The 25,072-nt window shown below is 71.9% G+C and carries 29 protein-coding genes; 11 read left to right on the plus strand and 18 right to left on the minus strand.

Features of this window, described 5'->3' with window-relative positions:
- Positions 1 to 48 precede the first annotated feature (48 nt).
- From HZZ00_RS34120 to hemL, 8 genes are all read right to left on the minus strand, one after another.
- Complete coding sequence (locus HZZ00_RS34120) at positions 49 to 456, minus strand: SRPBCC family protein (protein WP_180329930.1); 408 nt, start codon at positions 454 to 456, stop codon at positions 49 to 51.
- A gap of 25 nt (positions 457 to 481) precedes the next feature.
- Complete coding sequence (gene ccsB / locus HZZ00_RS34125) at positions 482 to 1,582, minus strand: c-type cytochrome biogenesis protein CcsB (RefSeq protein ID WP_070025295.1); 1,101 nt, start codon at positions 1,580 to 1,582, stop codon at positions 482 to 484.
- Positions 1,579 to 3,291 (minus strand): cytochrome c biogenesis protein ResB, encoded by a 1,713-nt coding sequence (locus HZZ00_RS34130; protein WP_180329931.1) that lies wholly within the window; start codon positions 3,289 to 3,291, stop codon positions 1,579 to 1,581. Before HZZ00_RS34130 ends, ccsB begins: the two co-directional genes overlap by 4 nt.
- Positions 3,292 to 3,294: 3 nt before the next feature.
- Positions 3,295 to 4,059 carry a cytochrome c biogenesis CcdA family protein gene (locus HZZ00_RS34135; protein ID WP_070025359.1) on the minus strand — a complete coding sequence of 255 codons (765 nt, stop codon included), beginning with the start codon at positions 4,057 to 4,059 and terminating at the stop codon, positions 3,295 to 3,297.
- Between the two features lie 19 nt (positions 4,060 to 4,078).
- Positions 4,079 to 4,669 (minus strand): TlpA disulfide reductase family protein, encoded by a 591-nt coding sequence (locus HZZ00_RS34140; RefSeq protein WP_180329932.1) that lies wholly within the window; start codon positions 4,667 to 4,669, stop codon positions 4,079 to 4,081.
- Positions 4,670 to 4,785: 116 nt separating this feature from the next.
- Positions 4,786 to 6,036, minus strand: coding sequence for a hypothetical protein (locus tag HZZ00_RS34145; RefSeq protein WP_180329933.1), 1,251 nt, complete (start codon positions 6,034 to 6,036; stop codon positions 4,786 to 4,788).
- 179 nt (positions 6,037 to 6,215) lie between these two features.
- Positions 6,216 to 6,875 (minus strand): histidine phosphatase family protein, encoded by a 660-nt coding sequence (locus HZZ00_RS34150; RefSeq protein WP_070025358.1) that lies wholly within the window; start codon positions 6,873 to 6,875, stop codon positions 6,216 to 6,218.
- Between the two features lie 53 nt (positions 6,876 to 6,928).
- A complete protein-coding gene (gene hemL / locus HZZ00_RS34155) occupies positions 6,929 to 8,245 on the minus strand; it encodes a glutamate-1-semialdehyde 2,1-aminomutase (RefSeq protein ID WP_180333819.1) in 1,317 nt (438 codons plus the stop codon).
- A 1,017-nt stretch (positions 8,246 to 9,262) separates the two neighbouring features.
- On the opposite strand from hemL, the gene HZZ00_RS34160 reads away from it, so the two are divergent.
- Positions 9,263 to 9,700 (plus strand): hypothetical protein, encoded by a 438-nt coding sequence (locus tag HZZ00_RS34160; protein ID WP_003992141.1) that lies wholly within the window; start codon positions 9,263 to 9,265, stop codon positions 9,698 to 9,700.
- A 124-nt stretch (positions 9,701 to 9,824) separates the two neighbouring features.
- The gene (locus HZZ00_RS34165; RefSeq protein ID WP_180329934.1) at positions 9,825 to 9,998 is read left to right on the plus strand and encodes a hypothetical protein; all 174 of its coding nucleotides are present in this window, start codon (positions 9,825 to 9,827) and stop codon (positions 9,996 to 9,998) included.
- 46 nt (positions 9,999 to 10,044) lie between these two features.
- On the opposite strand, the gene HZZ00_RS34170 is transcribed toward HZZ00_RS34165, so the two are convergent.
- Both HZZ00_RS34170 and HZZ00_RS34175 read right to left on the minus strand, forming a co-directional pair.
- A complete protein-coding gene (locus HZZ00_RS34170) occupies positions 10,045 to 10,269 on the minus strand; it encodes a tautomerase family protein (RefSeq protein WP_180329935.1) in 225 nt (74 codons plus the stop codon).
- Between the two features lie 42 nt (positions 10,270 to 10,311).
- Complete coding sequence (locus tag HZZ00_RS34175; protein WP_180329936.1) at positions 10,312 to 11,094, minus strand: SDR family oxidoreductase; 783 nt, start codon at positions 11,092 to 11,094, stop codon at positions 10,312 to 10,314.
- Between HZZ00_RS34175 and HZZ00_RS34180 the strand changes: the two genes are divergently transcribed.
- The 3 genes from HZZ00_RS34180 (at position 11,093) to HZZ00_RS34190 (ending at position 13,217) form a co-directional block, all read left to right on the plus strand.
- Positions 11,093 to 11,257, plus strand: coding sequence for a hypothetical protein (locus HZZ00_RS34180; protein WP_180329937.1), 165 nt, complete (start codon positions 11,093 to 11,095; stop codon positions 11,255 to 11,257). The genes HZZ00_RS34175 and HZZ00_RS34180 overlap by 2 nt on opposite strands.
- A complete protein-coding gene (locus HZZ00_RS34185; RefSeq protein WP_180329938.1) occupies positions 11,254 to 12,159 on the plus strand; it encodes a helix-turn-helix domain-containing protein in 906 nt (301 codons plus the stop codon). The genes HZZ00_RS34180 and HZZ00_RS34185 overlap by 4 nt, the downstream gene beginning before the upstream one ends.
- A gap of 338 nt (positions 12,160 to 12,497) precedes the next feature.
- On the plus strand, positions 12,498 to 13,217 hold the full coding sequence (locus HZZ00_RS34190) for a response regulator transcription factor (protein WP_180329939.1): 720 nt from the start codon (positions 12,498 to 12,500) through the stop codon (positions 13,215 to 13,217).
- A gap of 68 nt (positions 13,218 to 13,285) precedes the next feature.
- Here HZZ00_RS34190 and HZZ00_RS34195 read toward each other — a convergent pair whose 3' ends face one another.
- Positions 13,286 to 14,116, minus strand: coding sequence for a M55 family metallopeptidase (locus tag HZZ00_RS34195; RefSeq protein WP_180329940.1), 831 nt, complete (start codon positions 14,114 to 14,116; stop codon positions 13,286 to 13,288).
- A gap of 99 nt (positions 14,117 to 14,215) precedes the next feature.
- Here HZZ00_RS34195 and HZZ00_RS34200 point away from each other — a divergent pair, with 99 nt between their 5' ends.
- Both HZZ00_RS34200 and HZZ00_RS34205 read left to right on the plus strand, forming a co-directional pair.
- On the plus strand, positions 14,216 to 14,491 hold the full coding sequence (locus tag HZZ00_RS34200; RefSeq protein WP_180329941.1) for a hypothetical protein: 276 nt from the start codon (positions 14,216 to 14,218) through the stop codon (positions 14,489 to 14,491).
- A 142-nt stretch (positions 14,492 to 14,633) separates the two neighbouring features.
- Entirely contained in the window at positions 14,634 to 16,451 is a 1,818-nt protein-coding gene (locus HZZ00_RS34205) for a phosphatidylglycerol lysyltransferase domain-containing protein (RefSeq protein WP_180329942.1), read from the plus strand.
- 100 nt (positions 16,452 to 16,551) lie between these two features.
- Here the strand turns inward: HZZ00_RS34205 and HZZ00_RS34210 are convergent, their stop codons facing one another.
- The 4 genes from HZZ00_RS34210 to HZZ00_RS34225 form a co-directional block, all read right to left on the minus strand.
- Entirely contained in the window at positions 16,552 to 17,964 is a 1,413-nt protein-coding gene (locus HZZ00_RS34210; protein WP_180329943.1) for a HAMP domain-containing sensor histidine kinase, read from the minus strand.
- Positions 17,965 to 18,693 (minus strand): response regulator transcription factor, encoded by a 729-nt coding sequence (locus HZZ00_RS34215; RefSeq protein ID WP_180329944.1) that lies wholly within the window; start codon positions 18,691 to 18,693, stop codon positions 17,965 to 17,967.
- A gap of 235 nt (positions 18,694 to 18,928) precedes the next feature.
- On the minus strand, positions 18,929 to 19,507 hold the full coding sequence (locus HZZ00_RS34220; RefSeq protein ID WP_180329945.1) for an FMN reductase: 579 nt from the start codon (positions 19,505 to 19,507) through the stop codon (positions 18,929 to 18,931).
- Positions 19,504 to 20,610 carry an LLM class flavin-dependent oxidoreductase gene (locus HZZ00_RS34225; protein WP_180329946.1) on the minus strand — a complete coding sequence of 369 codons (1,107 nt, stop codon included), beginning with the start codon at positions 20,608 to 20,610 and terminating at the stop codon, positions 19,504 to 19,506. Before HZZ00_RS34225 ends, HZZ00_RS34220 begins: the two co-directional genes overlap by 4 nt.
- A gap of 100 nt (positions 20,611 to 20,710) precedes the next feature.
- On the opposite strand from HZZ00_RS34225, the gene HZZ00_RS34230 reads away from it, so the two are divergent.
- The 3 genes from HZZ00_RS34230 to HZZ00_RS34240 are packed head-to-tail and all read left to right on the plus strand — an operon-like array spanning position 20,711 to position 22,064.
- On the plus strand, positions 20,711 to 21,049 hold the full coding sequence (locus HZZ00_RS34230) for a YnfA family protein (RefSeq protein WP_180329947.1): 339 nt from the start codon (positions 20,711 to 20,713) through the stop codon (positions 21,047 to 21,049).
- A 50-nt stretch (positions 21,050 to 21,099) separates the two neighbouring features.
- Positions 21,100 to 21,876, plus strand: a complete 777-nt coding sequence (locus tag HZZ00_RS34235) for an SDR family NAD(P)-dependent oxidoreductase (RefSeq protein ID WP_180329948.1) — start codon at positions 21,100 to 21,102, stop codon at positions 21,874 to 21,876.
- Entirely contained in the window at positions 21,876 to 22,064 is a 189-nt protein-coding gene (locus HZZ00_RS34240; protein ID WP_180329949.1) for a hypothetical protein, read from the plus strand. The genes HZZ00_RS34235 and HZZ00_RS34240 overlap by 1 nt, the downstream gene beginning before the upstream one ends.
- On the opposite strand, the gene HZZ00_RS34245 is transcribed toward HZZ00_RS34240, so the two are convergent.
- The 3 genes from HZZ00_RS34245 to HZZ00_RS34255 form a co-directional block, all read right to left on the minus strand.
- A complete protein-coding gene (locus tag HZZ00_RS34245) occupies positions 22,065 to 22,382 on the minus strand; it encodes a hypothetical protein (protein ID WP_219013974.1) in 318 nt (105 codons plus the stop codon).
- Positions 22,370 to 22,660, minus strand: coding sequence for a hypothetical protein (locus HZZ00_RS34250; protein ID WP_219013976.1), 291 nt, complete (start codon positions 22,658 to 22,660; stop codon positions 22,370 to 22,372). Before HZZ00_RS34250 ends, HZZ00_RS34245 begins: the two co-directional genes overlap by 13 nt.
- Positions 22,661 to 22,750: 90 nt before the next feature.
- The gene (locus HZZ00_RS34255) at positions 22,751 to 23,944 is read right to left on the minus strand and encodes an RtcB family protein (RefSeq protein WP_180329950.1); all 1,194 of its coding nucleotides are present in this window, start codon (positions 23,942 to 23,944) and stop codon (positions 22,751 to 22,753) included.
- A gap of 228 nt (positions 23,945 to 24,172) precedes the next feature.
- Between HZZ00_RS34255 and HZZ00_RS34260 the strand changes: the two genes are divergently transcribed.
- A complete protein-coding gene (locus tag HZZ00_RS34260) occupies positions 24,173 to 24,991 on the plus strand; it encodes a DUF3558 domain-containing protein (RefSeq protein WP_180329951.1) in 819 nt (272 codons plus the stop codon).
- The last annotated feature ends 81 nt before the right edge of the window (positions 24,992 to 25,072 follow it).

The following is a 25,072-nucleotide window of genomic DNA, read 5'->3' on the forward strand; positions in this document are numbered from 1 at the left end:
CAGTTGTCCGCGGCAGGCACCGCGTTCCGGTGTCCTGCGTCACATTCGTCAGACCGGGGAGTCCGCCCCCAGCATGGCGATCAGTTGTTCGAATTTACGGCGCCAGTCCATGTCCGTCGGGCCCTCGCCCTGGAACTCGTGCGTGAAGCGCAGCACGCTCTCCGCCGTTCCGTCCCGCTCCAGGTGGAAGCGGAGCCGGCCGCCCTCGACCGTGTACTCCGCCATCCGGTCCACGTCCCAGGCGGTGATCCGGCCGGCGCCCAGGCGGCGCAGCGAGACCGCGCCGTCCAGACGGGGTTCGAGAACGTCGACGGCGGTGCACCACGCCCCGATCCCCTCGGGGGTGGCCACCGCCGTCCAGACGTCTTCCATGGGCCTCGGGAGCCGCACCAGGAAGTGGAGTATGTGCGTGTTCCCGTGGGTCTGACTGGTGCCCTGTGCGATGGAACCGCTCATGACTCCAGTGTGGGCGACCCCTGGCTCACACGCCCGCGTAGGAGTGCTTGCCGGTGACGAAGATGTTCACGCCGTAGAAGTTGAACAGCCAGCAGGCGAAGGCGATCATCGCCAGGTAGGCGGCCTTGCGGCCCTTCCAGCCGGCCGTGGCCCGCGCGTGCAGGTAGCAGGCGTAGGCGACCCAGGTGATGAACGACCAGGTCTCCTTGGGGTCCCAGTTCCAGTAGCGGCCCCAGGCGTCGCCGGCCCAGATCGCGCCCGCGATGATCGTGAACGTCCACAGCGGGAAGACGGCCGCGTTCACCCGGTAGGCGAACTTGTCCAGGGTGGCGGAGGCGGGCAGCCGCTCCAGGACCGAGGTGGCGAAGGAGCCGGGCTTCAGGCCGGCCTCCAGCTTGCTCTCGTACGAGTCCTTGAACAGGTAGAGGATCGTGGCCACCGCGCCGACGTAGAACACGGCACCGCAGAAGATCGCGGTGGAGACGTGGATGTACAGCCAGTACGAGTGCAGGGCCGGGACCAGCTGGTCGCTGGCCGTGTAGAGCACGGTGACGGCGAGGCCGAGGAGCAGCAGGACCGTGGTGGTCAGGAACAGGCCCAGCCAGCGCACGTTCTTCCGCAGCGCCAGCAGCACCAGGTACACGCCGACGGCGACCGCGGTGAAGGTGATGCTGAACTCGTACATGTTGCCCCACGGCGCCCGCCGCACCGAGGCGGCGCGGGCCACCACGCCCGCGAGGTGCACCACGAAGGCCAGCACGGTCAGCGAGACGGCGATCCGGCCGTACAGGTCGCCCTGGACGGTTCCGCCGTGCGCACCGGGGCCGTCCGGCACGTCCCGGGAGCCGGCCGCGGCACGGACGACGACCTGGGGGCGCTCCAGCACGGCGGTGCCGCCGGCCTTCTTCACGGTGACCGCGGGACGGCTCGTCTGCCGGGCGGTGTCCGCGGTGAGCGCGTTGGCCGTGCGGCCCACCTTGCTGCGGCTGCCGAAGATCCATTCGGCGATGTAGGCGAGGAAGGCCAGGGTGTACACGGTCATCGCGGAGTAGACGAGCGTGTTGCTCATGCTCGCGAGATGCTCGTTGGTCCCGGCGGCCAGCTCGGTTACGGCGGCGAGAGTCACTTCTCAGCCCCTTCGGCAGGTACGACGTGAGGGTCGGGGATGGGGGAAGGGTCGTCGTCGGGGTCGGGTGCCCCCGGCGCCTGGTCGTAGAGGGTTCCGGCGAGGTCGGCCAGCTCCTCCGGGAGCTTCGCGGACTCGCTGCGGCCGAGCCCGGCCATCTCGACGACCGTCATGCCGTCGGCCCCGCGCACCGCGCGCACCCAGACCCGGCGGCGCTGGATGAACAGGGACCCGGCCAGACCGAAGATCGCGGCGATCGCGCCGCCCAGCGCCCAGCCGCTGCCCGGCTCCTGGACGATCTCGAAGCCGGCCCACTGCTTGATCTCCTTGTCGAAGGTGATCGAGCCGGCGCCGTTCGGCAGCTGCATGCTGTCGCCGGGCTGGAGCAGCTTCTTCAGCAGCTGGCCCTTGTCGTCCTTGAACGCCTTCATGTGCGAGGTGTCCAGCTGGTACACGCTCTGCGGGATGCCCGCGTCCACCCCGAGGTCGCCGTGGTAGGCGTTCACCGCGAGCAGCGGGTTCAGCAGCGCCGGGAACCGGGACATCATCGTGCCGGCCTTCGGGTCGAAGGTCGGCACGAAGAACGCCTGGAAGCCGAGCTGCTCCTTGAGGCCCTTCGGGTTCCGGTAGCCGTCCATCACCTTCACCACGCCGTTGGAGGTGACGTTGCCGTCGAGCGGCAGCAGCGGCACGGCGTCGTGGTAGACGACCTTGCCCTTGCCGTCGCGGACGGTGATCACGGGGGCGTAGCCGTGGCTGACGAGGTAGACCTTGGACTCGCCGATGTGCAGCGGCTGGTTGACCTTGATGGTCTTGGCCCTGCGCTTGCCGTCCGCGCCCTCGCTGTACTCGATCTTCGCCTGGTAGGTGCGCGGCGTGCCCTTGTTGGGCCCGCTGGTCTCGTAGGTCCCGGTGAACTTCTTCAGGTCGAAGCTGAACGGCACCAGCTCGTCCGGCTGGAACATGCTGCCCGACTTGAAGTCGTCGTACATCGGCAGCGCGTTGGAGAAGCCGTCGCCCTCCACCATCAGCTTGGTGCCGTCCGACTTGTACATCTGGCCCCAGGCGAAGGCGACCAGCAGCACGATGAGCGCGATGTGGAAGATGAGGTTGCCGACTTCGCGCAGGTAGCCCTTCTCGGCGGCGACCGCGTCGCCCTCGGTGTGGGCACGGAAGCGGCGCCGCTTGAGCAGCTTCAGCGCGGCCTCGCGCACCTCCTCGGGCTCGGCCGTCGTGCGCCAGGTGGTGTACGCGGGCAGGCGGGACAGCCGCTTGGGGGCGCCCGGCGGCCGGCCGCGCAGCTGGCCGGTGAACTGCCAGGCGCGCGGCACGATGCAGCCGATGAGGGAGATGAACAGCAGGATGTAGATCGCCGAGAACCACACCGAGCTGTAGACGTGGAACAGCCCGAGCTTGTCGTAGACCGGCGCGAGCGTCTTGTGCGCCTCGCGGAAGGCGTCGACCTTGTTGAGGTCGGCACCGGTCTGCGGGATCAGCGAGCCGGGGATCGCGCCGAGCGAGAGCAGCAGGAGCAGCAGCAGCGCGACCCGCATGGAGGTCAGCTGCCGCCAGAACCAGCGGATCCAGCCGATCACGCCCATGGCGGGCACGACGGAGAGCTGCTCCTCGCGCGGGGCGGTGGACAGCTGGGACCCGGCGGCGCCGAGATCCTCCTGGCCCTGGCCCGTGTCGGTTTCGGTCTTGCTCATCGATCAGATCCCCACAGTGAAGCCGTTGGACCAGGTCTGCATCTGCTGCACCAGGCTGTCCCACGCACCGGTCAGCAGCAGCACACCGGTCACGATCATCATCGTGCCGCCGATGCGCATCACCCACACATAGTGGCGTTTGACCCAGCCGAAGGCGCCGAGGGCCTTGCGGAAGGCCACGGCCGCCAGCACGAAGGGCACGCCGAGGCCCAGGCAGTAGGCGACCATCAGGGTCGCTCCGCGCCCGGCGCTCGACTCCTGCATCGCGAGGATGTTCACCGAGGCGAGGGTCGGGCCGATGCAGGGCGTCCAGCCGATCCCGAACAGGGCACCGACTATCGGCGCGCCCACCAGCCCGGCCGTGGGCCGCTTGTGGAGGCGGAACTCGCGCTGGGTGAACCAGGGCATCAGCCCCATGAAGAACGCGCCCATGAGGATCATGACCACGCCGAGCACCTTCGACAGCGTCTCCTTGTGCTCCTGGAGGGTCCAGCCGAAGGAGCCGAACAGCGCGCCGCCGGAGACGAACACGGCACTGAACCCGAGCACGAACAGGGCGGCGCCGGTCACCATGCGCCCGCGCCGGGCCTCGGCCAGGTCGGTGCCGGCCACGCCGGTGACATAGGAGAGGTATCCGGGCACCAGCGGCAGGACGCAGGGCGAGAAGAAGGAGACGAGGCCGCCGAGCAGGGCGAGCGGCAGCGCGACCAGCAGTGCCCCGTGGAGCACCGTCTGGTTCTGCGCGGCCAGCGTCACCGGGCCGGCCAGCGTCACAGTCGCGCTCACGTCACTTCTCCGCGACGACCGGCTTGAGCATCTTCAGCAGCGTGGTGTCGTCCAGCGCCTCCAGCGCCCGGGCGGCGACCTTGCCGTGCCGGTCGATGACGAGCGTGGAGGGGATCAGCTGGGGGTTGAGGGTGCCCTTCTTGAAGCGCAGCATGAGCTTGCCCGTGGGGTCGTACAGGCTCGGGTAGCCGATACCGTGCGCCTGCTCGAAGGCGACCGCGGGGGTGGTGCTGGTGTCGCGGGTGTTGATCCCGACGAACTGCACGCCCTTGCCCTCGTACTGCTTCGACACCTTGGCGAAGTACTGGGCCTCCTCGCGGCACGGACTGCACCACGAACCCCAGACGTTGACGACGACGACCTGACCCTTGTAGTCGGCGACGTTCAGGGTCTTGCCGTCGATGGTCTTGCCGGACAGGTCCGGGGCCGCGGCGCGCTTGCTCACCGGCACCGTGTCGATGCCGTTGTTGCCGGTCACGAAGTTGGTGTTGCCACCGCCGCCCGAGGTGCCGCCCTTACCGCACGCGGACAGGGACAGGGCCGCGGTGACGGCCACGGCGCTGAGCAGGACGGCGCGGCTACGGGTACTCATGTGAAAAGTTTCGCATGTCGTTCCCGGGGTTCTCGCGCACCCCCCTGCGGGGCGGAAAACCGCATTTCAGAGCTATTTACACGGGACATTTCAGACAAGGGAGCCGACCCGGCCGGTCAGGCGAGGAACGTCTTCCAGCCGCCGGCGGGCTGCTGGCCGACCCCGAGCGTGCGCAGCTTGTCCAGCACCTCGGGCTTCTGCACGTCGATCCAGTCCACGAACTGCTTGAAGGAGACCAGCCGTACGTCGGCGCCCTTGTCCCGCTCGGCCGCGATGTGCTTGAACGCCTCCTCGACGGAGTCCATGTAGATGCCGCCGTTCCACTGCTCGAAGTGGTTGCCGATGAAGAACGGCGCCCGGTTCGTCTCGTACGCCCGCTGGAAGCCGGCGATGTACGCCTGCGCGGACTGCTTGCGCCAGCCCGGGTAGTTGTAGGCGGGCGCCTTGGTGGAGTTCACGGACTGGTTGGCGAGCATGTTGTAGTCCATGGAGAGCACCTCGAAGGAGTGCCCCGGGAACGGCACCTGCTGCAGCGGCAGGTCCCAGATCCCCGACCGCTTCACCGGCCACACCTGACGGCCGCCCGGGGAGGAGGCGTCGTAGCGCCAGCCCAGCTCGCGCGCGGTGGGCAGCAGGTTGTCCTGGCCCAGCAGACAAGGGGTGCGGCCGCCGGCCAGCTCCTTGTCGTAGTCGAAGGGGAGCGCGGGCAGGTCGTGCCAGCCGGTGTTGGTCCGCCACTCCTTGACGAAGGACTTGGCCTGGTCGATCTCGCTCTTCCACTGCTGTGGCGTCCACCACTTCACCGAGCCGTGCGTCTCGCCGCAGAAGTGCCCGTTGAAGTGGGTGCCTATCTCGTGGCCCTCCAGCCAGGCCCGGCGGACGTTGGTGAGCGTGGCCTTGATGTGCTCGTCGGTGAGGTAGCCGATGTCGGAGGCGCCGCGCGGGTTGTTCGGGGGCAGGTACAGCCGCTTCTTCGACTCGGGCAGCAGGTACAGGCCCGAGAGGAAGAAGGTCATGTGCGCGCCGTGCTCCTTGGCGAGGTCCAGGAAGCGCGGGAAGAGGCCGTTGCCGACCTCGCCCGCGCCGTCCCAGGAGAAGACGACGAACTGGGGCGGGGTCTGGCCCGGCTCCAGCGGCTCGGGCCTCGCGGGCTGCCCCGGCTGCTTGCCGGTGAACGCGGTGGAGCCGTCGCCGATCGGCTTGGCCGGCCGCTCCCCGCTGCCCTGCACCTGACGGGAACCGGCCGCGTGGTCGCCGCCGTCCGAGGACTTGAGGCTTCCGCAGCCGGTGAGCGTGGCGGCGGCGGCCGCACCCGCGCCGAGGCCGAGCATTCCCCTGCGGGTGAGTGTCCGGGAGACGGTACGCATGAAAGATCCCCGATTCGTCGCGCGTGATGGTGGTCACCCAGACAGAGGGCGCGACGATCGGGGAGGTTCCGTGAACTTGTATGTTTTTCGCAATACTCCCGGCAAAAGCGTCCTAAGTGTCCCTTAACGGATCGTCAGGTGACGGGACGCGGAACCGCGGTTGGCCGTTCGTACCGTGGTCAGGCGCCGAACGCCTTTCCCTGCCCGGCGCCCTTGCCCTGCTGCGGCTTGGCGCCGGCGCGCAGATGGGCCGGGACGAGATCGATCGCGGGCTCGCTGTAGCCGACGGACACGATCTTGTCGCCGAGGTAGGTGAACGTCGTCAGGGAGGCGAGGGTGCACTGCCGCTTGCGCGGGTCGTGCCACAGCCGCCGCCGCTCGACGTACGACCGCACGATCCACACCGGCAGCTGATGGCTGACCAGCACCGCCTCGTGCCCGCGCGCCTTGTCCTTGGCCGCGTTCAGCGCGCCCATCATCCGCACGACCTGGTCCACGTACGGCTCGCCCCAGGACGGCCGGAACGGGTTGACCAGGTGCTTCCAGTTGCCGGGCCGCTGGAGGGCGCCGTCGCCGACGCCGAAGGTCTTGCCCTGGAACACGTTCTCGGCCTCGATGAGCCGCTCGTCGGTGTCCAGGTCGAGGCCGTGCGCCTTGGCGATCGGGGTGGCCGTCTCCTGCGCCCGCTCCAGCGGGGAGGCGCAGACGTACGTGATGTCGCGCGGCGCCAGGTGCTCGGCGACCCGGTCGGCCATCCGCCGCCCCAGCTCGGACAGGTGGTAGCCGGGCAGCCGCCCGTACAGCACCCCGGTCGGGTTCTCCACCTCGCCGTGCCGCATGAGGTGGACGACGGTGACGTCCTTCTCGCTGTTGCCGACGCTGTCTCCGATGGTCACGCGGTGGCCTCCGCAGCCGCCCGGGCCGCCGCCGGAAGGGCGTCGGCGATCTTCTGCACGGCCCGCTCGTCGTGGGCCGTGGACACGAACCAGGACTCGAAGGCCGACGGCGGCAGGTAGACGCCGTTCGACAGCATCGAGTGGAAGAACGCGGTGAAGCGGTGCGTCTCCTGACGCTTGGCGTCCTCGTAGTCGCGCACCTGACGGTCGGTGAAGAACACCGTGAACATGTTGGACGCGTTCTGCACCCGGTGCGCCACGCCCTCCTTGCTCAGCGCCTCGGTGACCAGGGACCGGATCTGCGCGGAGGTCGCGTTGACGGTGTCGTACGCCGCCTCGTCGAGCAGCCGGAGCTGGGCGAGCCCGGCGGCGGTGGCGACGGGGTTCCCGGACAGCGTGCCGGCCTGGTAGACGGGCCCGGCGGGCGCGAGGTAGGCCATGACGTCGGCCCGCCCGCCGAACGCGGCGGCGGGGAACCCGCCGCCCATCACCTTCCCGAAGGTCATCAGGTCGGGCCTGACCCCGTCGACGCCGTACCAGCCGGCGCGGCTGGTACGGAAGCCGGTCATGACCTCGTCGGAGATGTAGAGGGCGCCGTTCTTGTGGCAGGCGTCCTTGAGGCCCTGGTTGAAGCCGGGGTCCGGCGGCACGACGCCCATGTTGCCGGGCGAGGCCTCGGTGATCACGCAGGCGATCTCGCCGGGGTACCGGTGGAAGGCCTCCTGCACGGCTTCCAGGTCGTTGTACGGCAGCACGATGGTGTCGCCGGCCTGGGCGCCGGTCACACCCGGCGTGTCGGGCAGCGCGAAGGTGGCGACACCGGAGCCCGCGGCGGCGAGCAGCGCGTCGACGTGCCCGTGGTAGCAGCCGGCGAACTTGATCACTTTGGACCGCCCGGTGAAGCCGCGGGCGAGCCGGATGGCGGACATGGTCGCCTCGGTACCGCTGCTCACCAGCCGGACCTGCTCCACCGGCTCGATCCGGGCGACGATCTCCTCGGCGAGCGCGACCTCGCCCTCGCCGGGCGTGCCGAAGGACGTACCGCGGGCCACGGCCTCCTGGACGGCGGCGATGACCTCGGGGTGCGCGTGCCCGAGGATCATCGGGCCCCAGGAGCACACCAGGTCGACGTACTCCCGTCCGTCGGCGTCGGTGAGGTAGGGACCGTTGCCGGACACCATGAAGCGGGGCGTGCCGCCGACGGCGCCGAAGGCGCGCACCGGGGAGTTCACGCCGCCCGGCGTGACCACCGAGGCGCGGTCGAAGAGCGCCTGGGAGGCGGGCGCTTCGTAGGGATAGGGCGTTTCGCTCAGGGCACTCATGTGTGCGGCTTCTCCGACCTCTCGGACTCCGGTTGCGGGGTGACCTCCTCAGGGTAGGCCGCCGGACCGGTGCGGTGGCGGCCCGCCCGCCGTTCCGCGCCGCTCCGGTCCGCCATCTGCGAGACTGAGACCTGACACACACAGCTCCTGCGGGCACGTAAGGATCAGGGACCGGGCAGATCCCCGTGGACTGTTGTTCCACCGCACGTTTCGGCGGGCGGCCGTGGGGGAGGTCACTGACACGATGATCGGGTTGCGCGGCGGGGGCCACGCGTCCTAGAAAAGCAGTCGGGTGGAGATATGCATCGCGGTGGCGGACTGGGCGAGGGGACCGATGACCTGGGTCCTCGACGTGCCCGGCGGGGAAGGCACCGGCGCGAAGCGGAGGACACGACCGAGGCACGTCGCACCCCGGCCGCACCGGCCGAACCGGAGCGGTACGACCGGGGGACCGACCGGTACGACCGACAGCCCGAGCGCACGTATGAACAGCAGCCGGAGCGACCGCTGGACCGGACCCGGGAGACTCCCCCGGACCGGCCGCGGGACTTCCCGCGTGACCTTCCGCACGACCGGGCGGCACGGGACCTCCCCCTGGGGCGGGCGCAGGACGCTCCCCTCGGGCGGGCGCAGGACCTTCCGCTGGAGCGGCCGAGGGACCTGCCTCTCGACCGGGCCCGGGACCTTCCGCTCGGCCGGCCGCAGGACCTTCCGCTGGAGCGGCCGTCGGACCCGGCACGGGACCGGTCCTTGGACCCGGCGCTGGAGCGACCGCTGGACCCGGCGCGGGACCGGTCGTTCGACCTTCCGCGGGACCGGACCCTGGACCTTGACCGGACCTTCGGCGCGGACCGCGCGGGGGGCCCGGACCGCCCCTCGGACCCGGCTCCGGGGCGCGCGGGCGGGCGCCGCAGGGACCGCCGGGCCAACCGCGCCGACAGGGCCGAGCGGGCTGATCGTACGGACCAGGCCGACCGCCTCCGGGCGGGGAGCGGGAATGGTGGTCGAGTGGGGGTGACCTACAAGTACTTCGGCGCGCCGGACGGCGCGACAGCGGCCCGCGTCCCCATCTCGATGCGCCCCGAGGAACTCGGCGGCGACGAGCTGGGCATGAACGGCATGTTCACCAAGATCAAGCCGGAGACCATGGCGGCCATGGTCCTGACCGGCATCGAGGGCGTCCCCCTGCACAAGGTCCCGCCCCTCGAACTGGTCGTCCTGCACCCCGACTACGCGGTCGTCAAACTCCCCATGACCGTGGTCGACCCCCTGCGCGGCATCGGCGAGGAGGCCGTCGGCGCCGCGGCCTTCATCTGGTCCACGGTCCCGGACCGGGGCGGACCGCGGGACGCGTTCAACGTGTACCAACTGCTGCACGAATGGCAGGACTTCAGCCACCGGCTGCATGAGGCGGGGCATCAGGCGTATTGCCTGGTGTGGCCCTGAGACCGGGTCCGGCGGGTCCGGCGGAGCGTCGGGGCCCCGTCCTGGCCGGTGCCGGGAAGGGCCGTCCGGTGGACGCCTTCCGACGCGGCCGGCCGGACGCCAAGCGCCCCTCCGGGACGGACCCGTGATCGACCCGGAGGACCGCCTGGACGTCCGCCTCGACAACACCGGCCCGGCGGTGCCGGGCTCGGTGATGTCGCTGCTGGAGGAACGGCGGTACCGGCGTCCGGCCGGTGACGACCCGCACTGCGCGTCCCCCCTCGACCTGACCGCCTGGGGCGGGGCCGGCGGTTCGTAGCCGGGTCGGGCGGGGGCGCAGGCCGGTACGCGCGCGCCCGGAACGGTCAGGCGTCCCCGGTCGGTGTCGCCTCGCCCAGCTCGGCCAGCGTCAGGACGTCGCCCCCGATGCCCCAGCCGCCGTCGGTGACCTCTTCGACCAGGACCATGGTGTTGGCGCGGGCGCGCTCGCCGTAGAGCTCGACGTACAGCTCGGTGGTGCGGGTGACGATCAGTTCCTTCTGCTTCGGGGTGAGGGTCTTCTCGGGGACCTTGAAGTTCGCGAAGGGCATGGCTCGTTGCTCTTTCTCTCGGTGGGTGACGACGGGCGTGGGTCAGATGATTCCGCCGTTGGCCCGGACGACCTGTCCGTTGACCCAGTGGCCGGCCGGGGACGCCAGGAAGGCGACGACCTCGGCGATGTCGGCCGTGGTGCCGAGCCGTTCCAGCGGGGCCCGGGCGGCCAGGCGGGCGATGGTCTCCTCGTCCTTGCCGTCCAGGAAGCCGTCCGTGGCCGTGGGCCCGGGGGCGACGGCGTTGGCGGTGACGTCCCGGCCCCGCAGTTCCCGGGCCAGGACCGGGGTCAGCGCCTCGACCGCGCCCTTGCTCGCGGAGTACGCGCCGTAGGTCGGGAAGGCCAGCCCCACCACGGACGTGGAGAACGTCACGATCGCCCCGCCGGGGCGCACCCGGCGGGCGGCCTGCCGGACGACGACGAAAGTGCCGCGGATGTTGGTGCGGTGCAGGTCGTCCAGGTCCGCGAGGTCCAGCTCGGCGATCGGCGCCATGCGCACCCGTCCGGCCGCGTGCACGACGACGTCGACGCCGCCGAACTCCGCCTCGGCCGCGTCGAACAGGGCCTCGACCGCGTGTTCGTCGGCGACGTCGGCGCGCACCGCGATCGCCCGGCCGCCGCCGGCCTCGGCCTCCCGCACGGCGGCCTCGGCCTCGGCCCGGTTCCCGGCGTAGCCGACCACGAGCCCGTAGCCGTCGGCGGCCAGCCGGCCGACGGTCCCGCGGCCGATGCCGCGCGAGCCGCCGGTGACGATCGCGACCCGGGGCTCGCCGGAGGGCCGGGCCGGGCCGCCGGTCGCGTCGGGGGAGGTGGGAATGGGCATGGCCGGCTCCTGTGGTGGATGGTGGTCGGGCGACCGCGGCCTCGCCGTCGCCCTGCTGCTCTCCACGATCGGCCGGTTCCGCGCGCCCAGCCAGGGCTGCGTCTACCCGGGGGACGCCATCCCCTGGTTACGCTCCGGCCCGCGAGTGACCATGGAGGGGTGAACCTTCCAGAGCTCGGCGCCTTCCTCAGGTCCCGCCGCGACCGCATCCGCCCCGCCGACGTCGGTCTTCCGCAGGGCCCGCGCCGTCGCGTCCCCGGGCTGCGCCGCGAGGAGGTCGCCCAGCTGGCAGGGCTGTCGGCCGACTACTACACCGAGCTGGAACGCGGCAGCGCGAAGCACGGCGCGCAGCCCTCGGCGCAGACCCTGGCCGCCCTCGCCCGAGCCCTGCGCCTGAACGCAGACGAGCGCGACCACCTCTTCCACCTGGCCGAACGGCCGGTCCCCCGATCGGCCCACGGACCGTCGGCGCATGTGCAGCCCGCGCTCCTCGGGCTGCTGGACCGGCTGTCCAACACCCCCGCGCGCGTCATCACCGACCTGCACGAGACCCTGGTGGAGAACGAGCCGGCCCGGGCCCTGCTCGGCGCGTCCCCGGCACAGCGCGGCCCGGCGGCGAGTTACGTGTACCGCTGGTTCACCGATCCGCGGGCGCGCGAGATCCACCCGCCCGAGGACCACCCCCGCCACTCCCGGGTGTTCGTGGCCGATCTCCGGGCGGCGGCCGCCCGGCGCGGCCGGGACGCGGAGGTCGCGAGGATGGTCGCCGCGCTGCGCCGGCGCAGCCCGGAGTTCGCGGCTCTCTGGGACACCCATGACGTCGCGGTGCGCCGCATGGACCACAAGCGGATCGTCCACCCCCTGCTCGGCGTCATCGAACTCGACTGCCACAACCTGCTCAGCGAGGACGGACGCCAACGGCTGCTGTGGTTCACCGCGCCGCCCGGCACCCGGGGAGCCGAGCAGCTGGAGCTGCTGTCCGTCATAGGGACCCAGGACCTGGGGCCCGGCGAGAACACGGCAGCCCAGGGGCTTGCCGCCCGGGAATCCGGAACGCAGCGCTGACCCGCGCCGCCGGGCGCACCTGACACCGATCCGCCGCACTGGCCCGCGCCGCCGCACACTCCCGGGACCGGTCACAGCCGACCCGCGCCGCCAGGCACACACGAAGCACCGGTCGCATGAGCCGGGGCTCCCCGCCGCGCCCTCCCGGGGAACGACACCGGCCCGCCGTTCGTCTACAGTGCCGTAGACGGTCTACGGAGCTGTAGACGCTCGCGGTCGGCCGTCCCCACGTCCACGCGGTCCGCGGCGGCAGGCACCCGAGCCCGAGCGACGGTGCCGGCGGCCGCCGCCCGGATCGTCCGTCCCCGCACCCCTCGCCGGCAGGCGGCTGGAGAATCATGCGCCCCAGGATCCTCGTCGTCGAAGACGATCACGCCCAGCGGGACGTGCTGCGCCGAGGACTGTACGACGAGGACTTCGAGCCGGTCCCGGCCGCCGACGGCGCCACCGCCCTGCGCCTGGCCACGTCCGGCATCGCGGCGGCCGTCCTGGACGTCGGCCTGCCCGACGCGGACGGCCGGGACGTGTGCCAGGCGATGCGCGCCAACGGCTTCCCCGGCCCCGTGATCTTCCTGACCGCCCGGCACCACCTCACCGACCGCCTCTCCGGCTTCTCCGCGGGCGGCGACGACTACCTGCCCAAGCCCTTCCACCTCGCGGAACTGGCCGCGAGGCTGCGCGCGCTCCTCAGACGGACCGCCCCGGCGGCGGTGGCCACGGCCGGGGACCTGGTCCTGGACGCGGTGGACCACAGCATGAGCGTGCACGGTGTCCGTACCGCGCTGTCCCCGACCGAGTTCCGGCTGCTCGCCACCCTCGCCGCCGCCGACGGATCGCTCGTGCGCCGCCGCGACCTGGTGCGGGCCGGCTGGCCCGAGGGTGCCCAGGTCAGCGACAACACCCTGGACCAGTACCTGAGCCGGCTGCGCCGCAAGCTGCGGGAGACCGGCAGCCGCCTGTCGATCGGCACCGCGCGAGGGATCGGACACCGCCTGTCCCCGACCGGTGGCGGACCCGTCCCCGCCCGGATGCCGGGACCCGCGCCACGCAGGAAGTGATCTCCGGGTCAGCACGGCCCGCACAACCGTCCTAACGGCCGTACAGCCGCCTAACGGCGGTGCACCGTCTAGCAGTACGGCGCCTGGTTGGTCAGGGACGACGCCACGCGCATCCACACGCCGAACTGGCGGTAGAGGGAGACGAGGGGGCCGCTCGCCCGGACGGTGCGGTCGTCCTCGGCGGTGACGCCGGGGAGGCCGAGCAGGGTCGCGGGGACGGCGGCGGACTGCCAGCGGACGGTGAGGACGGACTCGCCGGCGGCCGGCGCCGGGCGGGCCGGAAGCGCGGCGAGGGCGCCCGCCACCGCCTCCTCGATCGCCTTGCGGGCCTCCGCCTCCGGCCGCAGCTCGGCCGCGAACCGGCCGTGCGCGTACTTCACCGGGACCGTGACCACCGAGGCGTCCCACTCCGCCATCTCGGCGCACGCCGCGTCGTCACCGGTGAGGGCCACCACCGGCACGCCCAGCGCCGCCGCCGTGGCATGGGCGAGGCCGATCTCGCCGACCGGGCGGCCGTCCAGCCAGATGTCCTCGATCTCGTGGCCCATGAAGCTGTGGCTGAGCACGCCCGGGGCGCCGGCCCTGGAGTGGTAGCCGACGCAGACCATCGCGTCGTACTCCCCGGTCAGCCCCTCCAGCATGCCCATCTGCTTGGGCTTGCCGCGCACCAGCCGGACGGCCGGGAGCAGGGCTTCGGGGAGGAGGTTGCGCATCGGACCGTGGGCGTCGTTGACGAGGACGTCGCTCGCGCCGGCCGCCAGCGCGCCGCGCACCGCCGCGTTCACGTCCTCCGCCATCATGGAGCGGCCGCGCTCGTAATCCCGGCCGCCCGGCTGGACGTCGTCGGCGTCGACGAGGCCGGTGACGCCCTCCATGTCCGCACTCATGTACACACGCATGGCGTCGACCCTAACGGACCCTACGTATTGTAGGTTCCCAACCGGCCGCGGCCACAAGGTCGTTCGCCCATCCCTTCCACCACGCCCAACGGGGGAGCCATGCAGGACACGGAGACGGCGCCCGGCGCGGAGATCTGCGCCCGCAGTCTCGCGCCGACCCTGACCGTGCTCGTCGTCAGCCTCGTCGTCGCGGCCGTCGGGGTGTACCAGCTGTGCGGCTTCGGTCTGCACAGCCTCGACCGGCGTCCGCACCTGTTCAGCGACGGCCTCGCCACCGGCGGTGTGATCGTCGCCGTGGTGGCGGCCGGGGCCGCGGCGGGCAACCTGGCCTGGACCCTGACGTCCGCCCGGCGCGGCATGGAACGGGCGGGCTGACGAGATGTGCGAAAGGCCGGAAAGGACCGGGTAAGAACCTCGCCCGGTACGCTCCTGTCCCACACGCCGACCGGCGACGCCCCGCCCTACGAGCTGTAGGGTCCGCGTAGAACCGTCCCCCTCCCCAAGGTGACAAGTCACCATGCCCGCTCCGCAGTCGACCCTGCCCTCGCCCCACGCCCCCGCCCAGGCCGGCCCGCGCCGGACGCTCCCGTCGCTCACCCCCGGCCCGCGGCTGCGCGCCGCGGCGGCCTCGGCGACGGTCTGGTACCTACGGCTGATCGCCGTACTCAACGTCCTCGCGGTGCTGTCCCTGCCGTTCCGCGAGGAGGTGCACGAGCACAACACCAGCAAGCTCTTCAACCAGCAGCACCCGCACCAGCACGTCGGCGCCTTCTTCACGCCGTACCTGGCCACCGCCGGCCTGGTCTCCGCCGCGCTCGCGATCTTCCTGACGCTGGTGATGCGGCGGCGCAAGCGGGCCGCGTGGCTCACCAACCTGCTGCTCGCCGGCCCGCTCTTCCTGGTCTACGCCCTCGGCCTCACCCAGGACCGGTACGCCGACCACGTCTTCAACTGGGTCTCCGCCGCCCTGACCGGCCTGTTCGTGGCGGCCCTGCTGATCGGCCGGCGCGAGTTCAACGCCGTCGGCGACCCCTCCAACCCCAAGCTGGCGCTCGCCGTCGGCGCGGGCGGCCTGCTGGTCACGGGCGGCCTCGGCACCCTGCTGGTGCACGCCACCAACAAGCTGCCCGGCGCCGGTCTCACCGACGAGATCGCCTACACCTACCTGCGGGGCATCAGCGTCGGCGTCTTCGCCGACCGCATCGAGCACGTACACGCCCCCCGCTGGACCGACATCACGGTCAACGCCCTGCTCGCCGCGGCCTTCTGCCTCGTCCTGTACGCCTGCTTCCGCTCCCCGCGCGGCAAGCAGCTGCTCACCGCCGCCGACGAGGAGAGACTGCGCGCGCTGCTCGACAAGCACGGCGCCCGCGACTCCCTCGGCTACTTCGCGCTGCGCCGCGACAAGGCGGCCGTCTTCTCCCCCAGCGGCAAGGCGGCGATCACCTACCGCGTCGTCGGCGCAGTCTCCCTCGCCTCCGGCGACCCGATCGGCGACCCGGAGGCGTGGCCCGGCGCCATCGACGCCTGGCTCGCCGAGGCCCGCCGGCACGCGTGGATCCCGGCGGTCATGGGCGCGAGCGAGGAGGCCGGCACCGTCTACGCCCGGCACGGACTCGACGCCCTCGAACTCGGTGACGAGGCCATCGTGGACATCGCCGACTTCACCCTGGAGGGCCGCGCGATGCGCGTGGTCCGCCAGGCCCACAACCGGGTCAAGCGGGCCGGCTACACCGTGCGCGTCCGCCGCCACGAGGACATCCCGGCCGAGGAGATGGCCGTCCTCGTCGATCGCGCCGACCGGTGGCGCGACGGCGCGACCGAGCGCGGCTTCTCCATGGCCCTGGGCCGCCTCGGCGACCCGGCGGACGGCCGCTGCGTGATGCTGGAGTGCCGGGACGCCGACGGCGAGCCCCGCGCCCTGCTCAGCTTCGTGCCCTGGGGCGAGCGCGGCCTCTCCCTGGACCTGATGCGCCGCGACCGCGACTGCGAGAACGGCCTGATGGAGTACATGGTCGTCGAGCTGCTGCTGGGCGCGAAGGAGCTGGGGGTGGAACGGGTGTCGCTGAACTTCGCGATGTTCCGCTCGGTCTTCGAGCGCGGCGCCCGCCTCGGCGCGGGCCCGGTGCTGCGGCTGTGGCGCTCGATCCTCACCTTCTTCTCACGCTGGTGGCAGATCGAGTCCCTGTACCGGGCCAACGCGAAGTACCGGCCGGTGTGGGAACCCCGCTTCCTGCTCTTCGCCAAGTCCAGCGACATCCCCCGGATCGGCCTGGCCAGCGCCCGGGCGGAGGGTTTCCTCACCCTGCCGGTGATCGGCGAGCGGTCCTCGTAGCCTCCCGGCGCGGGGGCCGGACGGCCGCCTTCCCCGTGCGGGGGCCGGACGGCCACCTTCCCCGTGCGGGGGCGGCCGTCCGCCTTCCCGGTGGAGCCGGTCAGCCCCCGCCCACCGTGAAGCCGATCACCGCGCCGCCGCCCTCCCGCCGGTAGGCGAACGGCGCGCCCCCGTGCGCCATCGCGACCTCCCGGACGATGGACAGACCGAGTCCGGAGCCCGGCAGGGAGCGCGCGTCGGCGGCCCGGTAGAAGCGGTCGAAGATCCGGATCAGGTCGCCCTCCGCGATCCCGGGACCCCGGTCCAGCACCTCCACCCGTACCGTCCCCGGCCGCGCCGGGCCCGTCACCTGGACCTCGATCGGCGCCTTGCCCGCACGGTCGAACTTGGCCGCGTTCTCGACCAGGTTGGAGATGGCCCGTTGCAGCATCCCGGGCCGGCCGTCGGTCGTGGTGTCCCCGGCGGCCCGCAGCACGATCTCCCGCCCGGTGCGCCGTGACGCCAGCCCCACCACGTCCTCCGCGATGTCGGCGAGGTCGACCCGCTGGGGCGGCTCGGTGTCGGACTGCCCGGCGGCGAGGTCGACCAACTCGTTGACCAGGTCGGTGAGTTCGCGCGCCTCCTGAGTGAGGTCGGCGACCAGGTCGTCCCGGGTGTCCGGCGGCAGCTCGTCGATGCGCCGCAGCAGCGAGATGTTGGTGCGCAGCGAGGTGAGCGGCGTGCGCAGCTCGTGGCCCGCGTCCTGGACCAGCCGCCGCTGGTCCTCCTCCGACTGCGCGAGCCGTCCCAGCATCCGGTCGAAGGCGCGGCCGAGCCGCCCCACCTCGTCCAGCCCCGCCACCGGCACCTCGATGCCCAGGCGCCGGGTGCGGGCGACGTCCTCGGCGGCGGAGGTGAGCACCACCAGGCGCCGGGTGATCCGGCGGGCCAGCCACCAGCCGAACAGACCGGCCGCCACCACCACGGCCGCCGTCAGGATCAGCGTCCGCTGCTGGAGGGTGCGCAGCAGGTCCTCGGTGTCGCTGAACTCCTGCGCGACCTGTACCGCGCCCCGGCCGTGGCCGAGCGAGACGGTGGCGATGCGGAAGAGGTCGTCGCCGACCCGTACGTCCTTGTGCTCGGCGACCCTCCCGGCCGTGCGCGCGGTCGCCATCGCCCGGTCGCGGGAGGTGACGGGCAGCACCGGGCTGCCGTGGTCCGTGATCTGGCCCTGCGCGCCGAGCACCTGGACGTCGGTGCGGGCGGGGCGGACCAGGTCGTGTCCGGGCCGGGAGGAGGAGAAGTCCTCGGGGACCATCGTGTGCTGGCGCACCTCGTCCCGTACGTCCTGGACGACCTGGCTGAACACCGACTGCTGGTCGACGCGGACCAGCCGGGCCGCGGAGCCGTACGACACGATGCCGACGAGGATGGTGACGGCGGCGGTGACGGCGGCGAAGGAGACGGCGAAGGTGGTGCGCAGGGAGACCAGCTTGGGCCGACGCCTGGCCGGCGTCCGGCGCAGGCGGTCCACTCAGTCCTCCCGCAGCACGTAACCCACGCCCCGCACCGTGTGGATCAGCTGAGGGGCGCCCGGCTCGTCCAGCTTGCGGCGCAGATAGCCGACGTAGACGGCGAGGTTCTTGGAGCCGGGGCCGAAGTCGTAGCCCCAGATGCGGTCGTAGATGGTGGAGTGGTCGAGCACGATGCCCGCGTTGCGGACCAGCAGTTCCAGCAGCTCGAACTCGGTACGGGTCAGCTCCAGCTCCCGCTTGCCGCGCCAGACGCGGCGGGCCTGGAGGTCCATGCGCAGGCCCGCGGCCTCGATCTGCCGGTCGGACAGCTGGGGCTCGCCCCGGCCGGCGCCGTCGCCGCCGCTCGCCGCGGCGGGGACCGGGCTGGTGCGGCGCAGCAGGGCGCGCAGCCGGGCGAAGACCTCCTCGACGTCGAAGGGCTTGACCACGTAGTCGTCGGCGCCGGCGTCCAGGCCGGCGATGCGGTCGGCGGTCTCGACGAGGGCGGTGAGCATGAGGATGGGGGTGCGGTCGCCCTCGGCGCGCAGCACGCGGCAGACCTGGAGGCCGTCGATGCCGGGCATCATCACGTCGAGCACGAGGACGTCCGGCGGGGTCTTGTGGGCCTGCGCGAGCGCCTCGACGCCGTCCGCCACCGCCGTCACCTCGTACCCTTCCAGGGTCAGGGCCCGCTCCAGGGCATGGCGAATGGCACGGTCGTCTTCGGCGAGCAGCACAGTCTGGGGCACGTACCCAGTTTGCCAAGGTCCCGATCGGTTCGGCCGGGGCGGATGGGCCCGCGATCACCCTTTTTACCGCCCTCTAACCGTCAAACGCGCAACCACCTCGGGTCCCCTACCGTCTTCTCACCCACCCGTGGACACGCCCGCGCGCGGCGGGGCGGCGGCGCGGCCGGGAACCCCTGTCACGCACGGCGCCCACCCGTCCGACCGGGTCGGACGGGTGGGCGGCAGGGCGGTGGGCCTACGGCTCCAGCGCCGCGAGCTGTTCGGCGAAGGGCACCACGCGGGGCTCCGTGCGGTGTTCGGCCTTCGGCATCAGGGAGGCCAGTTCCTGGCCCGCCCGCTCGATCCGTTCCGCGAGGCCCTCGGCTCCCCAGTCCTCGGAGGCGGCGTAGATCCCGGTGGGGACGGCCACGGCCCGCAGGTAGGAGAAGAGCGGGCGCAGCGCGTGGTCCAGGACCAGGGAGTGCCGCGCGGTGCCGCCGGTCGCGGCGAGCAGCACCGGCTTGCCCGTCAGCGCGTCCTTGTCCAGCACGTCGAAGAAGGACTTGAACAGCCCGCTGTACGACGCGGAGAACACGGGCGTGACGACGATCAGCCCGTCCGCGCCGGTCACCGCGTCCTGCGCCGCGGCCAGCGCCCGTCCCGGGAACCCGTTGGTGAGGTTGTGCGCGATCTCCACGGCGAGGTCGCGCACCTCGATCACCTGCACGTCCACCTCCGCGTCGGCCCGCCGGACGACGGCGGCGGCCAGCCGGTCGGCGAGCAGCCGGGTGGAGGACGGGACGCTCAGTCCCGCCGACACGACGACGAGCTTCATACGGTGCTCTCCTCCTTCGCGTCCCCGGCCGCCGTCTGCGCGGCGAGCAGCGACTGGTGGGTGGGGGCGTCCGGCACGTTCGCCGGGCGGTTCTTCGCGAACTCCGCGCGCAGCACCGGCACGACCTCCTCGCCGAGCATGTCCAGCTGCTCCAGGACGGTCTTCAGCGGCAGTCCCGCGTGGTCCATCAGGAACAGCTGGCGCTGGTAGTCGCCGGCGTACTCCCGGAAGGACAGGGTCCGCTCGATCACCTGCTGCGGGGAACCCACCGTCAGCGGGGTCTGCTCGGTGAACTCCTCCAGCGACGGACCGTGCCCGTACACCGGGGCGTTGTCGAAGTACGGCCGGAACTCGCGCACCGCGTCCTGCGAGTTCTTCCGCATGAACACCTGACCGCCCAGCCCGACGATCGCCTGCTCCGGCGTGCCGTGCCCGTAGTGCGCGTACCGGTTGCGGTACAGCTCGATCATCCGCCGGGTGTGACCGGCGGGCCAGAAGATGTTGTTGTGGAAGAAACCGTCGCCGTAATAGGCGGCCTGCTCGGCGATCTCCGGCGAGCGGATCGAGCCGTGCCACACGAACGGCGCGACACCGTCCAGCGGCCTGGGGGTCGAGGTGAAGCCCTGCAACGGCGTGCGGAACCTGCCCTCCCAGTCCACGACGTCCTCACGCCACAGCCGGCGCAGCAGCGCGTAGTTCTCCACCGCCAGGTTGATGCCCTCACGGATGTCCTTGCCGAACCACGGATACACCGGACCCGTGTTGCCGCGGCCCATCATCAGGTCCACCCGCCCGTCCGCCAGGTGCTGGAGCATCGCGAAGTCCTCCGCGATCTTCACCGGGTCGTTCGTCGTGATCAGCGTGGTCGAGGTGGACAGGATCAGCTTCTCCGTGCGCGCGGCTATGTACCCGAGCATCGTGGTCGGCGACGACGGCACGAACGGCGGGTTGTGGTGCTCACCCGTCGCGAACACGTCCAGGCCGACCTCCTCCGCCTTCAGCGCGATCGCGACCATCGCCTTGATCCGCTCACGCTCGGACGGCGTACGCCCCGTGGTCGGGTCCGGCGTGACGTCACCGACCGTGAAGATCCCGAACTGCATGGCCGCTCACCTTCCCAAGTTGTTTACCGTTCAACTATACCCCGCCAACAGAGCCGCACCGCCGGATATTCCGGAGCACCCGCCGTGCGAAGCTGCCCCCATGCCGATCCTCCGTTCCGCCGCCCTCTTCGTCGTCGCCGCGCTGTTCGAGATCGGCGGCGCCTGGCTGGTCTGGCAGGGCGTGCGGGAACACCGGGGCTGGCTCTGGGCGGCCGGCGGGGTGCTCGCGCTCGGCGCCTACGGCTTCGTCGCCACCTTCCAGCCGGACGCCCACTTCGGCCGCATCCTGGCCGCGTACGGCGGCATCTTCGTGGCGGGCTCGCTGCTGTGGGGCGCGGTCGCCGACGGCTACCGCCCCGACCGCTGGGACGTCACCGGCGCGCTGGTCTGCCTCGCCGGCATGGCCCTGATCATGTGGGCGCCGAGGAACGGCGGCTGACCCTCGCCTACATTGGACGCACGTCCGCCGACCCACCCGAGGAGCAGCCCATGGCCACGTCCGCCCCGTCCGCCGCCTCCCGCATCGCCGTCGTCACCGGTGCGAGCAGCGGCATCGGCGCCGCGACGGCCCGGCAGCTCGCCGCGGCCGGCTACCGCGTGGTGCTCACCGCCCGCCGCAAGGACCGCATCGAGGCGCTGGCCGAGGAGATCAACGCGGCCGGTCACTCGGCGACGGCGTACCCGCTGGACGTGACGGACCGCGCGGCCGTGGACGAGTTCGCCACGGCCTTCAAGACCATCGGCGTCCTGGTGAACAACGCGGGCGGCGCGCTCGGCGCCGACCCGGTGGCCACCGGCGACCCGGCCGACTGGCGCACGATGTACGAGACGAACGTCATCGGCACCCTGAACCTCACCCAGGCCCTGCTGCCCAAGCTGGAGGCGAGCGGCGACGGGGTCGTGGTGGTCGTCTCCTCCACCGCCGGCCACGCCACCTACGAGGGCGGCGCCGGCTACGTCGCCGCCAAGCACGGCGCCCACGTCCTCGCCGAGACCCTCCGCCTGGAGATCGTCGGCAGCCCGGTGCGCGTCGTGGAGATCGCGCCCGGCATGGTGCGGACCGAGGAGTTCGCCCTCACCCGCTTCGGCGGCGACGCGGAGAAGGCGGCGAAGGTGTACGCGGGCGTGGCCGAGCCGCTGACCGCCGAGGACGTGGCCGAGACCATCACCTGGGCGGTGACCCGGCCCAGCCACGTCAACATCGACCTCCTGGTCGTACGCCCGCGCGCCCAGGCCTCCAACACCAAGGTCCACCGGGAGCGGTGATGGCCGACGAACCCGCCGGCGCCGGGGACGCGCCCGCGCCTCTCTCCCCCTCCGAGGCATACGACAAGCGCCGCCTCGCCCAGGAGAAGAGGGACGAGCGCAAGGTCTGGTACTTCCTGGCCTACTTCCTCTTCGGCATCCACCTGGTGGCGTTCGTCATGATCTACGCCGTGCGCCACGCCAAGTGATCACCGGCCGGGGGCCCGGCAGGACGGGTCGTCCACGATGACCGCGTGCGCGGGCAGGATCTTGACCTCGTCCTTGTTCTCGACCTTGACGAACTTGGTGGTGGCGTAGCCCCGCTTGCCCTCGCCGACGCACTTGGTGGCCAGGTTCCCGAACCCGTCGGGGAAGTTGTAGACCTCGGCGGGCGAGTCCTCCCCGGCCCGGCCCGCCACCGGCGCGTCCGCCTTACCCCGCTCCTCGTAGTGCTGCCGGGAGCAGCCGCCGAGCAGCAGCACCGCGCCGAGCACGGTCACGGCGAGGCCCGCGCTCAGCCGGCGCACGCCTTGTCCTCCACGATCTGCACGTTCGACGGCGCGTTGGCGTTGGTGGTCACATACGCCCGGTACCCGTGCCCGACACACTTGGTGGCGAGGTTCCCGAACCCGTCGGGGAAGTTGTAGACCTCGGCGGGCGTGTTGTCCCCGGCCCTGCCCTGCACGGGCGCGTCGCCCTTGCCCCGCTGGTCCTCGTAGTGCTGCGAGCAGCCCGCCAGCAGAGCCACCACGGCCACCGCCAGGCCCGCGGCCCGGACCGCCCCTCTCGTGCGCACTCGGTTCATCGGCCTTCCCTCTCCGGAGAGTTGACGCGTGCACCATGAGGACAGCGGGGCGGGCCGCCGCGGTTCCGCCCCGCCCGTACCGAGGGCTCCTCAGCCCTTCACGCAGACGACCTGCTTCAGCTTGGCCACGACCTCCACCAGGTCGCGCTGCTGCTCGATGACCTGGTCGATGGACTTGTAGGCGCCCGGGATCTCGTCCACGACGCCGGAGTCCTTGCGGCACTCCACGCCCCGCGTCTGCTCCTCCAGGTCCCTGGCGGTGTACCGCCGCTTGGCCGCGTTGCGGCTCATACGCCGGCCCGCGCCGTGCGAGGCCGAGTTGAAGGAGTCGTCGTTGCCCAGGCCCCGCACGATGTACGACCCCGTGCCCATGGAGCCCGGGATGATCCCGAACTCCCCGGACCCGGCCCGGATCGCGCCCTTGCGGGTCACCAGCAGGTCCACGCCCTCGTACCGCTCCTGCGCCACGTAGTTGTGGTGGCAGGAGATCTCCGGCTCGAAGAGGGGCTTGGCCTTCTTGAACTCCTTGCGGATCACGTCCTTCAGGAGCGCCATCATCAGGGTGCGGTTGTACTTGGCGTACTCCTGCGCCCAGAACAGGTCGTTGCGGTACGCCGCCATCTGCGGGGTGTCCGCGACGAAGACGGCGAGGTCGCGGTCGACCAGGCCCTGGTTGTGCGGGAGCTTCTGGGCCACGCCGATGTGGTGCTCGGCCAGTTCCTTGCCGATGTTGCGGGAACCGGAGTGCAGCATCAGCCAGACCGCGCCCGCGGTGTCCGTGCAGACCTCGATGAAGTGGTTGCCGCCGCCGAGCGTGCCCATCTGCTTGACGGCGCGCTCCTGCCGGAACCGGACCGCGTCGGCCACACCGTCGAACCGACCCCAGAACTCGTCCCACCCGCTGGTGGCGAGGCCGTGGAAGCCGCCGGGATCGACCGGGTCGTCATGCATCCCGCGCCCGACCGGAATGGCCTGTTCGATCTTGGTCCGCAGCCGGGACAGGTCGCCCGGCAGGTCGTTCGCGGTCAGCGACGTCCGCACCGCCGACATCCCGCAGCCGATGTCCACCCCGACGGCGGCCGGGCAGACGGCGTCCCGCATCGCGATCACCGAACCGACCGTCGCGCCCTTGCCGTAGTGCACGTCCGGCATGACCGCGAGGCCCTTGATCCACGGCAGGGTGGCGACGTTCTGCAACTGGCGCAGGGCGACGTCCTCGACCGTCGCCGGGTCCGTCCACATCCGGATCGGCACCCGCGCGCCCGGTATCTCCACGTACGGCATGACTTCCTCGTTCCCCCGGAAAAGACAACAAAAGGCTTGAGAGCGACAAAAAGGAAAAGCAACGCCAGAAGCGCTGACAGCGGACTTCGAACCGGCGTTCACGGCGGCGCGTGCGATACACATTGTCTCCAGGCCGGACCCCGCCGCGGCAAGCGAATAACCAGCGGGGACACTGGTGCGACCATCGAGCGCATCCGTCGGAGCGCAGCCGTCGAGAGGAGCCCGCCCGTGCAGCGGAAGGCGTACGTAACCGGCACCGCCGCCCTCCTCGCGGCGCTGCTGACCGGCTGCACGGGCGGCTCCGGCGGCTCCGGCGCGGCGGACGACGCCAACCCCGGCGACGCGGGCACCGCCACTGCCGTCGCCCAGCCCGGCAGGTACCGCACCCTGCCCGAGCCCTGCGGCACGGTCGGCCACGACACCCTCGACTCCCTGCTGCCCGGCATCAAGCAGATCACCGACCCCAGCCAGCGGGACAAGGCCTACCAGGGCGAGGCCGAGCTGACCTACGACACCGACCGCAAGGTCGGCTGCCGCTGGAAGGTCGCCTCCGCCGACGCCACCGACCGGCTCTCCGTCGACCTCGAACGCGTGGTGTCGTACGACAACACGGTCAGCGACGACGACCAGGCCGGCCAGCTCTTCCGGCAGAAGGAGACGGCCGCCCACCTCCCCGAGCCGAGCGGCACCCCCTCGGCGCCCGCCACGCACGGCGACGAGCCGAGCGGCACCCCCTCCGGCTCCCCCTCCCCCGCGGACGCCACCACCGGCGACTCCTCCTCCGCGTCGGCGTCCACCTCGCCCGACCTCCAGCCGCGCGCCCTCTCCGACCTCGGTGACGAGGCGTACCTCGACGACCAGCTCGCCGGGTCCGGATCGACGGCCGCACAGCGGACGGTGACTGTGGTCTTCCGCACGTCCAACGTCGTCGTCACCATCCAGTACGAGGAGCAGCCGATGGCCGCCGGAACGACCCCCGACAGCAAGGAAATGCAGGACAGGGCCCGGAAACTGGCCTCCCGGCTGGACGGCGCGCTCGGCGGCTGATCCACTTCCCGGCCCCGGCGGCCCCCGTCCGCGAAGCACCCGAACGGAAACCGCACAGCTCCTTCACCGCGTACGGTGGGG

It is taken from the genome of Streptomyces sp. NEAU-sy36, from assembly GCF_013423905.1.
GTDB classification, from domain to species: Bacteria; Actinomycetota; Actinomycetes; order Streptomycetales; family Streptomycetaceae; genus Streptomyces; species Streptomyces misionensis.

What these genes read in the sequence shown, in the direction of transcription:
- HZZ00_RS34120 (WP_180329930.1), bottom strand. Translation starts at nt 456, where the DNA reads ATGAGCGGTTCCATCGCACAGGGCACCAGTCAGACCCACGGGAACACG.
- HZZ00_RS34130 (WP_180329931.1), bottom strand. Translation starts at nt 3,291, where the DNA reads ATGAGCAAGACCGAAACCGACACGGGCCAGGGCCAGGAGGATCTCGGC.
- HZZ00_RS34140 (WP_180329932.1), bottom strand. Translation starts at nt 4,669, where the DNA reads ATGAGTACCCGTAGCCGCGCCGTCCTGCTCAGCGCCGTGGCCGTCACC.
- HZZ00_RS34145 (WP_180329933.1), bottom strand. Translation starts at nt 6,036, where the DNA reads ATGCGTACCGTCTCCCGGACACTCACCCGCAGGGGAATGCTCGGCCTC.
- HZZ00_RS34150 (WP_070025358.1), bottom strand. Translation starts at nt 6,875, where the DNA reads ATGCGGCACGGCGAGGTGGAGAACCCGACCGGGGTGCTGTACGGGCGG.
- HZZ00_RS34170 (WP_180329935.1), bottom strand. Translation starts at nt 10,269, where the DNA reads ATGCCCTTCGCGAACTTCAAGGTCCCCGAGAAGACCCTCACCCCGAAG.
- HZZ00_RS34180 (WP_180329937.1), top strand. Translation starts at nt 11,093, where the DNA reads ATGGCCGGCTCCTGTGGTGGATGGTGGTCGGGCGACCGCGGCCTCGCC.
- HZZ00_RS34175 (WP_180329936.1), bottom strand. Translation starts at nt 11,094, where the DNA reads ATGCCCATTCCCACCTCCCCCGACGCGACCGGCGGCCCGGCCCGGCCC.
- HZZ00_RS34190 (WP_180329939.1), top strand. Translation starts at nt 12,498, where the DNA reads ATGCGCCCCAGGATCCTCGTCGTCGAAGACGATCACGCCCAGCGGGAC.
- HZZ00_RS34195 (WP_180329940.1), bottom strand. Translation starts at nt 14,116, where the DNA reads ATGCGTGTGTACATGAGTGCGGACATGGAGGGCGTCACCGGCCTCGTC.
- HZZ00_RS34200 (WP_180329941.1), top strand. Translation starts at nt 14,216, where the DNA reads ATGCAGGACACGGAGACGGCGCCCGGCGCGGAGATCTGCGCCCGCAGT.
- HZZ00_RS34205 (WP_180329942.1), top strand. Translation starts at nt 14,634, where the DNA reads ATGCCCGCTCCGCAGTCGACCCTGCCCTCGCCCCACGCCCCCGCCCAG.
- HZZ00_RS34220 (WP_180329945.1), bottom strand. Translation starts at nt 19,507, where the DNA reads ATGAAGCTCGTCGTCGTGTCGGCGGGACTGAGCGTCCCGTCCTCCACC.
- HZZ00_RS34225 (WP_180329946.1), bottom strand. Translation starts at nt 20,610, where the DNA reads ATGCAGTTCGGGATCTTCACGGTCGGTGACGTCACGCCGGACCCGACC.
- HZZ00_RS34230 (WP_180329947.1), top strand. Translation starts at nt 20,711, where the DNA reads ATGCCGATCCTCCGTTCCGCCGCCCTCTTCGTCGTCGCCGCGCTGTTC.
- HZZ00_RS34235 (WP_180329948.1), top strand. Translation starts at nt 21,100, where the DNA reads ATGGCCACGTCCGCCCCGTCCGCCGCCTCCCGCATCGCCGTCGTCACC.
- HZZ00_RS34240 (WP_180329949.1), top strand. Translation starts at nt 21,876, where the DNA reads ATGGCCGACGAACCCGCCGGCGCCGGGGACGCGCCCGCGCCTCTCTCC.
- HZZ00_RS34250 (WP_219013976.1), bottom strand. Translation starts at nt 22,660, where the DNA reads ATGAACCGAGTGCGCACGAGAGGGGCGGTCCGGGCCGCGGGCCTGGCG.
- HZZ00_RS34255 (WP_180329950.1), bottom strand. Translation starts at nt 23,944, where the DNA reads ATGCCGTACGTGGAGATACCGGGCGCGCGGGTGCCGATCCGGATGTGG.